Genomic DNA, 9109 nt, shown 5'->3' on the forward strand with positions numbered 1-9109 from the left:
GCAGCCGGGTCGTTGCCCTCGTCAGCTCGATTGTCGATGAAGAGATGGAAGAACACAAGGACGTTTCCCCATGAAAAGACCAACAAGAGCGCGGCCGCAAATTGGTCAGCGGTTCGTAAAGTTCTCGTCGCGCACTGCAGGTTTATTCCGCATCTAAAAAACGATCTGGCCGACGTTCTTCTCTCGGTCAAGCACAGTGCCAAAACCGGTACTGCGGTCGGCAAGATCGTCAAGGATATCTGCCGCCGTTCTGCCATCGGCAAGCACAGGGAAGGGGAGGCGATCGCGTGCAGGATTGGATAATGCCTCGGTTCCCCCGATCACAATCGGGCGCAAGCGGATATTCTCCAGCCGTCCGCTAGATTCAAAATTGCAGGTCGCGATGACGCTTCTCCACACCTCCGGCGGGCTCCATTCCTGTTCGTCCTTTTCCGTATGGAAGAGGAAGTTGCCAAGGCCGTAGAAAATTGGCGTATTCCGATATATCTCGACCGCTTGAAGGACCGGAGCGCCATGGCTGACAAAGAGGCCTGCGCCCGCGTTCACGCAATCGTGCGCAAATTCTCGCACCCAGGCGGGGACTTGCTGCCAGTTCGGCTCCCAATGGTGATGATGCAAATACACGATGACGAGTGTGTCGCGGCCCGCTTCTTCCGCGATCGCCGAAAGGTGAGCCCAGGCGCTGTGCCGGTCCACGACGATGCGGCGAGCCGTCTCATCTGATCTGCGAAACACGGTTCCATAGAAATCAATTTCGTCTTGGCCATGAAGATCAGGCGGATTCTCCGGCTGGGCATAGTTCGCGCGCTCCAAGGGCGAACTTAGAAGACGCTCTTGAATGGAGCGAAGCAGGTTGAATGTTCCCGTTTCCAGGTCGAATACCCTGGAGACCTTCAGCCTATTGATGCCGGGCCTTGCTATCCTGCCCTCAGTTGCGTCCTCAGCGTACATGAAAGACGGGCCTGGCCCAGCGTCCATGGCAATCAGCGCAACATTTCGGGATCCGAACGTCATTTTCTGTGCCGTGGAAGCGTGATGCTTGTTGTGGCCGATGCCGGCATGCAGGAAATTGTGTGCCGCAACCTCCTCCAGCGTCGAGAGGATCCCCGGCGGTCCAAGATCGAAAGCATGGTTGTTCGCCAGAGCCAGGCTATTGAAACCGAGCTCCTTCAACGCGGCCAAGACATCCGGCGCTGCAGCGCCGAAATAGCTGCCTTTGAGCGGCCATCCACCATGACGACCATAGATAGTCGTCTCGAGATTGGTGAAGGCAACATCGCTTGCTTTGAGGATCTCGGCGATCTCAGCGAGCCGTGGATCGCCGATCGCTCGAAGATCATGACGGATGAGCGACTGGCCGGTGACAGCAATGGAAAAGGGTGCGGACATATGGTTTACCTTCGATCTTTGGGACTGCCGACTGCTCACGCGCTATGGCTTCGGGGGAAATGCGTGTCGTAGAGCCAGTGTCTAGTTCGATGTCTGCGGCGAAACATCGATCTTGAACCATTGCTCGCTCAGCCGCTTCAGGGTTCCGTCGCTCGTGGCGGCCTCGATGGCGCTATCGAATGCCGCAACCAGTTCGCCGTCGTCTTGCCGAAGCCCGACGCCGACACCCGGGCCCCACAGGCCACCGGAGAGCCGCGGGCCGTAGAGCGTTGCAATCCCGCCATCCGTGCTGTCGAGGAAGGCTTTCCAGGTGAAATAGTCGGCAAGGCCGCCATCGATGCGCTCAGCTACGAGATCGAGATGCATGTTGTCCTGGGAATCGTAGCTCCTGATCGTCGCGACCTTTCCGAACAGTTCATTGAGCACCGCTTCCGAATTCGATGATCGCAATACGCCTAGAGTTCTGCCGTTGAGAGCGGCTCGAAGCTCCTCAATCTTTGCCTGCTTTTCAGGGTCGATAGTTGTGAGGTCGAGCTCGGCCGACGTATCCGTGGGCGGAAGATCGAGATCTTTGCGTATGACGAGTTGGTTGAAACCTCCGGCGTAGGGCTTGGAAAAAGCGATCGATTTCTTCCGCTTCTCAGTTATCGCCATCCCCGACATGATGGCATCGAACTTTCCAACGGTGAGCGCCGGTATGATTCCGTCCCAGTCCTGAGGCACGAAAGTGCACTCGAACTTCATCCTCCGGCAAAGATCGCGGCCGACGTCGATGTCAAAGCCGGCGAGCTCCCCTTGGGGGGTGATGGCATTCCAGGGCGGCGAAGCACCTTCAGAGGCGATTGTCAGTGTCTTCCTGTCCATTGCTCCCGCGTTGTTGGCGCAGACGACAAGAGACAGGGCAAGCAGAAGTGTTCGTTTCACGACGATGTTCCTTTCATTGCTGAGTTTGATTGTTGGCGTCCGGGATGTGGGCTGGCGTCAAGTTTCAGCCGAGGCGAGAGGCGGCTTTCCGTTCGCTCTTCGAGGTACAGGTTGCGTCGGCGGTGGACGGTTTGCCGTCGGCGTCCAACGCGTCTCCAGCATCTGGAAACCTTGCGTGATCAAGAGGGTAAGCAGCAGATAGAAAGCCCCCGCGGCAATGAAGACCTCGTATGGGGCGAATGTCTCCGACACCAGCTGTCGGGCGAGCCCGGTCACCTCAAGCAGCGTGATGGTGCTTGCAAGGGAGCTTGCCTTCAGCATTCCAACCACCTCATTTGCATAGGCGGGAAGAGCGATCCTGAGGGTCAAAGGGAACACGATAAGACGGGCAGTGTGGAAACGGGAAAGGCCCAAGGCTTTGGCCGCTTCAATCTGCCCACGCGGGACCGCCTGGATCCCGCCGCGCAGAACTTCTGTCGTATGGGCGGCGCTGTTCAGGGTGAAAGCAATGAAGGCGCACCAGAACGGCTCTCGCATCACGGCCCATAGAAAGCTTTGGCGGACGAGGCGAAGCTGGCCAATCCCATAGTAAATCAGGAAAAGCTGAACCAGAAGTGGCGTGCCGCGGAACGCATAGGTATATGCCAGCACGGGCGCGGAAGCCCACGGATTTGATGATGCCCGTAGGAAGGCGAGCGGGACCGAGACGGCGAAGCCTGCGGCAAGCGATGCGAATGTCAGAACCAGAGTGAGAAGAAGGCCGCGGGGAAGGGTGAGAAACGCTTCAAGCGCGATGGTCATGCTCATTGCCTCAACCTTTCATCGCCGGGAGCGAATAGCGGCGCTCCAATAACCGGAACGAAAGAAGGGACAGGCTTGTGAGGGCGAGGTAGATTGCAGACGCTGCGAGATAGAAGGGGAGTGGAGCGCGCAGTGAGCCTGCGCCTATATAGGCGACGCGCATGACATCCGTCAGCCCGACGACGGAAATCAGCGATGTATCCTTTATCAAGGAGATGCAGAGGTTACAGAATGCCGGCAGAGCGATCGGGATCATCTGGGGAATGATGATCAGAAACCAAATCTGCGAGTTCGAAAGCCCGAGCGCTGCTGCAGCCTCTCGTTGGCCTGGTGCAACCGCGTTGATCGCACCACGGAATATTTCCGCGGCGTACCCACTGAACACGACGGTCAGTGCCGCGACACCGGCCGCAAATGCATTAATCTCGATGTAGCCACCGGCAATCGCGCTCAAAAGGGCGGTTCCGCCGAAATACGTTAGGAGGATGATCAGAAGTTCCGGAACACCCCGGATGATGCCCGTGTAGGCCCGCATGCACGATGAAACCGACTTGCGGGTCGAGTTGCGGAGAACGGCAATAAGCAAACCTAATAGGGTCCCGAAAGCGCAGCTCAAGGCAAACACTAAAAGTGTGTTCTTCAATCCAGATAAAAATTGATCTACAAATGCGTACAATGCAAGTCTCCAATATCTTGCGAGCGCACCGAAATCGGAAAGGTATTCTCCCGACATATACTAAGAGCTTGCCGAGATTTAACCGAGGGTAGATTGGATTTATTAGCTTAACCAGCGCTCTAAGTTTGGCGTACGTCAAAAATATACTTTGACTTGCCGCCGTCAATTTATAAGATTCAGGAAGTTTTAATAAGCGCAACTTATGAGGCGCGTCGCTCGACCACGATTGAGATTCCCGGCCATGGAAATCACCGACTCCGGAGTGAAGATCCGCCACCTTCAAATATTGCGGGAGGTTATGCGCGCCGGCTCGGAAAGGCTCGCAGCGCAGATGTTGCGAATAACCCAGCCGGCGGTCAGCCAAAACATCAAGCAGCTAGAGGAGACTGTCGGCTTCGCGCTCTTCCGCCGGGAAAACAACAGGTTGATCCCCACCGTCAAGGCATGGGAATTTCTACGCACAATCGACGCGGCGTTTGCCGGACTTGATCGGATCGGACCGTCAATCGACTTCCTGCGGAACAACGATACGCGAATGATCGGCATCGCGGCGCCAAGCACTTTTTCCTTCGCGACCTTGCCGAAAGTGGTCAAAAGGATTCGGGAGAGAAGCCGCTCTTACGCCGTTCAGGTGAAAACAGGCACGTATGAGCAGATTGCAGATCATGTGTTAAACGGCCGCTCGGATCTTGGCATCTCCCGATTGCCTATTGATGAGCGCATTCTTGATTGGGTGCCGGTCGGCTCGGCCACCAACGTATGTCTTTTTCCGGTCAACCACCGATTTGCGGCACAGCAGCTTGTCACTGCCGAAGATCTTGCCGGTGAGGCGATCATTGATATCGACCCGCAATTTGCCTCTCACCAAATGAGCGTCAATGCCCTTCGATATATGGGAACCGCTCCTGACATCGCCGTGGAATATGACGCCAATGGCCACGACATTGGCTATGTTATGGCAGGGATCGGCGTTTCGATTACGAACGAGATCATCGCGAGAGAATATGCTGACTTCGGCGTCGCGTTCCGCCGATTTCATCCAGGGGCAATATATCACTACGTCGTCGTTTGGTCAAAAGATCGAAAGCTGAGTGATAGCCTAAGATTTGCATTGGAAGAGATAGTCGCGGCTTTGACAGATCGGGCTGCTTGACGATCGCATCGAGGTATGACCCTCGCACCGTAAAACAGATGTTGCGAGTTCATGCTGAACCGCGAGTTGTGCGCGTAAGCTTAGAGCGGGATGATTTTAGGTAGACCCGTGAGAAGGATTCCCTATGACGCAAATCAGATTCATCCTTCTGGCCGGTCAGGAGGCTGAGCTGGATGGCGAGACCTGTTTCGAATAACCGCGAGAAGTTGTAGAAGCGGTGATACAGGAGGGGTGTGGTGCCGGGCGGCGTCCAAGCGCTTCCGCATTGGCATCAGCATCGCGATCGATTGGGTGCGGCGCGTGACGCGACGGACAGCGCAGCCCGGCAGGATGAGTAGCCACAAGCCGCGAACGGCGGTGGCTTACCTAAGCCACCGAGCAGATAGTTGCGCCATATCGTAGAAGAACATCGCGACAATCGGAACTGCGTCGGTTGGCAGAAGCGGACCGGTTGTTTGTGCGATCATTGGTGCCATGTTCTCTTTAAGTGATTCTGCAGTTATCTTAAAATGGCGGATGACACTTCAATTGGACGCAATATCGACTAGAGCAAATCCTGTTCAATCCGGCTCATATCCAGCAGCCCTGAAGTAGTTTGCGCATTCTGTCGGCGTGAAGCGGAGCATCAATGCGCCTAGGACGTCCCATAGAGCATCGATCTTTCGTTCCGCGCCCTCCGTGGTTGACTGCGGCCCCTAAACCGGGACCGCGTGCCGGTGGCGACGGAAGCTATGAGATCACATGCTCAATGCGCTCGAGGTGGTGCTGAGGCACGATCTGAAGGGGTTCCTCGGCCGCTGCGATTTCCTCGACCGTAAGTCCGGTGGCGATGGCCAGGTCCTCAAGGCTGTAGCCCTTCGCAATCCTGGCTTCGCGGCGACGAGCGGCTGCGGAGGTGTTGTCGGCGGTAGCAAATTGATCCATTCCAAACTCCAAATCACGTTGATGTAGCGGCTGAGGGGGATCTGTCCCCGATGGGTTGGCTCCTTCGTGGTGCCGACTCGGTCAGAGGTTAGCCGCAACCTGCCGAGCCGCTTGGTTTCTCTTCGCAGACGACGCTCTTGCGTGGCTTCCGCCGCGATCTTGTTCTGCGTTCGGATGCCGAGCGCTCCTGCATTAGCGCTGTTGTTCTAGTCCTGCTTTCTATGACAATCAATCCATGGGTTTGCTCATAGGCACACGACGAGCCGTACCAACTGCCTGGGAAGAATTGTCCGCTACTGATTAACTGCGGTCGCAGATATGCCTTGCGCGATCTCATCGTCGAAGTGAACCATCTCGCCCGAGGCCATGTGCAGCGCGTCCGCGACATCGCCGAAGCGCGCCTCACCATAACGGAGGCCGGAACTTATTGAATCGGCGCCCGTTCGTAAGGACCGACATTAGGAGGATCTCACCATGGCAACCACATCCAAAGCCCGCAGCCAGGATCGTGCTCGCGTCGCAGGTGGTCAGGATCACGAGGTGAAGTACGAAGCCCGGAAGGAAGGCATTTCCAAGGAAGCGGTGAAGAAGACCGTGAAGAACGTAGGCAACAGTCGCAAGAAGGTCGAAGCCGAACTCGACCGGCACTAATCCGGGTTGGAGAGTTCAACCGTGAGGGTCCGCAGCCATAAAGTCAGCGGCGGAAACAGCCGCTGAAAGTCTGGCTCCGACGGATCATAACGCAGCGGCGGAAGGCGCCTGACTGCAGGAGTTGACGACCCCGCAGGAAGCGTTTCGGAGCAAGGCTATCGAAGCTGCGGGATACAGCGCCGTCGAGCAAAGCCAAAAGTATTGGGACGCCGGAGCGTTTCTTGCAAGGGGCGGAGCCGCATCGCATGAGGAAGGGGCTGGCGAGCGAACCCAACGAGCTCCAAAGTCGCGATACGCGACGGCGTCGGCTGACTTTACCTGCAGAACAGAATTCAGAGGCCCACAGACCGTGGGGCACCGCGTGCGGACGCCGGTCCCGACCGGTCCGTTCAATCGACTTCTAGAAGCTGCCATCCCGTTTTTGGGACCGGCCAGCATCGTCGATCTTCTCGTGCTCACTGCGCTGAATAGGAAGCGCGGTCGGTATTAGCCATTCTCCCGTAACGCCAAAGGCGAGCGGCGGAGCGCCGATCAATCGCCCGAGTCGGGTCTCCAGTGTTTGAAACGATGCTCAGGGAAGCGGTCGACCTGAACCTCGCTTAAATCCTGCGGAGTATTCCATTGCCGACATGCCAGTCGATCAGATCCCGAAACAGGCTTAGCGAGTGCCACGTGCATCGTCGTCCCGATGTGGACTGTAGACTAGCTTCCTGCATAGGGCGATGCGATCCTGAGTTGCGTTCATGTGTCCTCTCCTTGGCGACGGAGAGACCCTAAGCTATGCCGACTAGGCGGCTGCTATGGTGCCGGAAACGTTGGCAAAGTCGGTTAATCGGCATAGTTTGCTGGTCAGTATAAACGTGCTTTTGCCGCGCGCGGCAAAATGCAGTTTGAAGCAGCGTCGCGATCGTCGCCCAAGTCCTGCCGCCGCCTTCCGAGCCGGGTTCATAATGCCGGATTTCCGACGTTTGAAGCAAGGGTCACCTATCCCTTCCATCCACTGGTTGACCAAACCGTCTTGGTAACCGGCAGCCATGAGCACGAAGGCGTTCACTATCTGCTCATTCTGGCACACGGTGGTTCATTTCAAATTCCGGCATGGATGTTTGATCCTGCGGCAAGTTCGATCGAGATCGTAGCTGCGCCGCGCCTTTCGGCAACCAAACTCGTTGAACTGCGCGCCAAGCTTTGTTGCCTGACTATTCCGTTGCGGTCGCTGCGGTCGCCGATTGCACATTCAATACTCCGGGAAAGGCGGCAATACGCAGCGATATGTTTGTCGCGGCACGTTCGGCGCCATGGCGGTCGGCAACTGTATCGGGTTCGGCGGCATGCGGGTCGATCGGGCCGTGGCGCAGGAGGTGCTCGAGCGATTGCAACCTCTGGGAATCGAGGCGGCCTTGCGGGCAATGGAGGCGCACACGCAGCGTCATAGCGACAATCAACAGCAACTCGAGAACTTAATCAAGCAAGCACAATACGAGGCTGCCAGGGCGCCCCGCCAGTATGATGCTGTCGATCCGGGCAATCGGTTGGTCGCCGGCGAACTGGAGCGGCGCTGGAATGAGAAGCTGATCCTATTGCGTGATCTCGAGGTCCAGTTCGAGATGCTCTCGACCGACCGTAACACGCCTGCTTTATCGGCCGACGACCGTACAAGATTGATGATGCTCGGTAGCGATCTATAGTAAGGCATGGGACAGGTCCCGACGCGTCTATCGAGACACGCGAAAAGATCATTCGGCTGCTGATCAAAGAAATCATTGTCGATACCGTTGACGACACATTGGCGCTCGTCATTCATTGGCAGGGTGGCGATCACACCCGGATGACGGGGAAGAAAAACAAGATCGGCCAGACCCGCTGGGCAGTTAAGGCTGATGTTGTCGATCTCGTTCGCAACTTGGCGAGGCAGTTGCCCGATTTGTCGATCGCAGCGATCTTGAATCGATCCGGCAAGCGGACAGGGCATGGCGCCAGCTGGACGCGAAGCCACGTCTGCAGTCTTCGCAACATCCACGGCATCTCCGTCTATCGAGAAGGTGAACGGGCCGAACGCGGTGAGAGAACCCTCGACGAGGCCGCCGACATTCTAAAGGTGAGTCGAGCTACCGCCTACCGGATGGTCAGCAGCGGTGTCCTTCCCGCTCGCCAGTTATGCACCGGAGCGCCGTGGATCATCCAGCTTTCCGACCTTCAACACGAAACCGTGCGCCGCGAAGCCGATGCCAGGCGATCCCGGCGTCCGATATCTCAGGATCCGGTTCAAAATCCTCTTTTATAGACATCATCAGATGAGGAGTATGTCGCGCCCTCGTCACCTTCAGCAAACAGGCTATTTTTTCTTAACGCCTGGGGCTTGATTGCCCGCTCAACATGTGGAGTCCACTTCGACGCGGCCGTCTTTCAGGAAGCGCTCGAAGATATCGCGGCGCGATATGGAATAGCGGAGAGCTCCGCGAGTTTTGATTTTCCGGGTAACGCCCCTTAGCCACGAACAGGCACATGATCCTTGGCGCGATTTGAAGTCCACGTGAATTCCCTTGTCCCCAGCGCAACCGTCGACATTTCTCGCAAATGTCGGGCATCCG

The 9109-nt window shown here is 56.8% G+C and carries 10 protein-coding genes and 4 pseudogenes; 6 read left to right on the plus strand and 8 right to left on the minus strand.

The features are described 5' to 3' along the window. Window positions 1-153 precede the first annotated feature (153 nt). The 4 genes from AF337_RS14700 to AF337_RS14715 all read right to left on the minus strand — a co-directional run bounded on the left by AF337_RS14700 (window position 154) and on the right by AF337_RS14715 (window position 3790). A complete protein-coding gene (locus AF337_RS14700) occupies window positions 154-1389 on the minus strand; it encodes a CapA family protein (protein ID WP_012489509.1) in 1236 nt (411 codons plus the stop codon). Window positions 1390-1470: 81 nt separating this feature from the next. Continuing rightward, window positions 1471-2313, minus strand: coding sequence for a transporter substrate-binding domain-containing protein (locus AF337_RS14705; RefSeq protein WP_012489510.1), 843 nt, complete (start codon window positions 2311-2313; stop codon window positions 1471-1473). Between the two features lie 57 nt (window positions 2314-2370). Further along, complete coding sequence (locus AF337_RS14710) at window positions 2371-3120, minus strand: ABC transporter permease (protein WP_049732622.1); 750 nt, start codon at window positions 3118-3120, stop codon at window positions 2371-2373. Between the two features lie 4 nt (window positions 3121-3124). Further along, window positions 3125-3790 carry an ABC transporter permease subunit gene (locus AF337_RS14715; RefSeq protein ID WP_029875813.1) on the minus strand — a complete coding sequence of 222 codons (666 nt, stop codon included), beginning with the start codon at window positions 3788-3790 and terminating at the stop codon, window positions 3125-3127. 241 nt (window positions 3791-4031) lie between these two features. Between AF337_RS14715 and AF337_RS14720 the strand changes: the two genes are divergently transcribed. Beyond that, window positions 4032-4943, plus strand: coding sequence for a LysR family transcriptional regulator (locus tag AF337_RS14720; protein WP_010066917.1), 912 nt, complete (start codon window positions 4032-4034; stop codon window positions 4941-4943). Between the two features lie 173 nt (window positions 4944-5116). Then, window positions 5117-5294: pseudogene (locus tag AF337_RS45405) on the plus strand (IS630 family transposase); the annotation flags it as partial. A gap of 209 nt (window positions 5295-5503) precedes the next feature. Here AF337_RS45405 and AF337_RS42205 read toward each other — a convergent pair. After that, a pseudogene (locus tag AF337_RS42205) lies at window positions 5504-5614 on the minus strand (IS630 family transposase); the annotation flags it as partial. A gap of 58 nt (window positions 5615-5672) precedes the next feature. Next, on the minus strand, window positions 5673-5867 hold the full coding sequence (locus AF337_RS40430; protein WP_010068053.1) for a hypothetical protein: 195 nt from the start codon (window positions 5865-5867) through the stop codon (window positions 5673-5675). A gap of 474 nt (window positions 5868-6341) precedes the next feature. On the opposite strand from AF337_RS40430, the gene AF337_RS40435 reads away from it, so the two are divergent. Beyond that, complete coding sequence (locus tag AF337_RS40435) at window positions 6342-6518, plus strand: DUF3606 domain-containing protein (RefSeq protein WP_004668584.1); 177 nt, start codon at window positions 6342-6344, stop codon at window positions 6516-6518. A gap of 787 nt (window positions 6519-7305) precedes the next feature. On the opposite strand, the gene AF337_RS44415 is transcribed toward AF337_RS40435, so the two are convergent. Beyond that, window positions 7306-7572: a hypothetical protein gene (locus tag AF337_RS44415; protein WP_185185231.1), complete on the minus strand. Its 267-nt coding sequence runs from the start codon at window positions 7570-7572 to the stop codon at window positions 7306-7308. Between AF337_RS44415 and AF337_RS46300 the strand changes: the two are divergent. From AF337_RS46300 to AF337_RS14740, 3 genes and pseudogenes are all read left to right on the plus strand, one after another. Further along, window positions 7537-7611, plus strand: a pseudogene (locus AF337_RS46300) (DUF5372 family protein); the annotation flags it as partial. The gene AF337_RS44415 and the pseudogene AF337_RS46300 overlap by 36 nt on opposite strands. Before the next feature lie 136 nt (window positions 7612-7747). Continuing rightward, the gene (locus AF337_RS14735) at window positions 7748-8206 is read left to right on the plus strand and encodes a hypothetical protein (protein WP_032984995.1); all 459 of its coding nucleotides are present in this window, start codon (window positions 7748-7750) and stop codon (window positions 8204-8206) included. Between the two features lie 98 nt (window positions 8207-8304). After that, complete coding sequence (locus AF337_RS14740) at window positions 8305-8802, plus strand: helix-turn-helix domain-containing protein (protein ID WP_225880307.1); 498 nt, start codon at window positions 8305-8307, stop codon at window positions 8800-8802. 26 nt (window positions 8803-8828) lie between these two features. Here the strand turns inward: AF337_RS14740 and AF337_RS42210 are convergent. Further along, window positions 8829-9000 (minus strand): annotated as a pseudogene (locus AF337_RS42210) (IS66 family transposase); the annotation flags it as partial. Window positions 9001-9109 lie beyond the last annotated feature (109 nt).

It is taken from the genome of Rhizobium ecuadorense (genome assembly GCF_001187535.1).
Lineage (GTDB): Bacteria > Pseudomonadota > Alphaproteobacteria > Rhizobiales > Rhizobiaceae > Rhizobium > Rhizobium ecuadorense.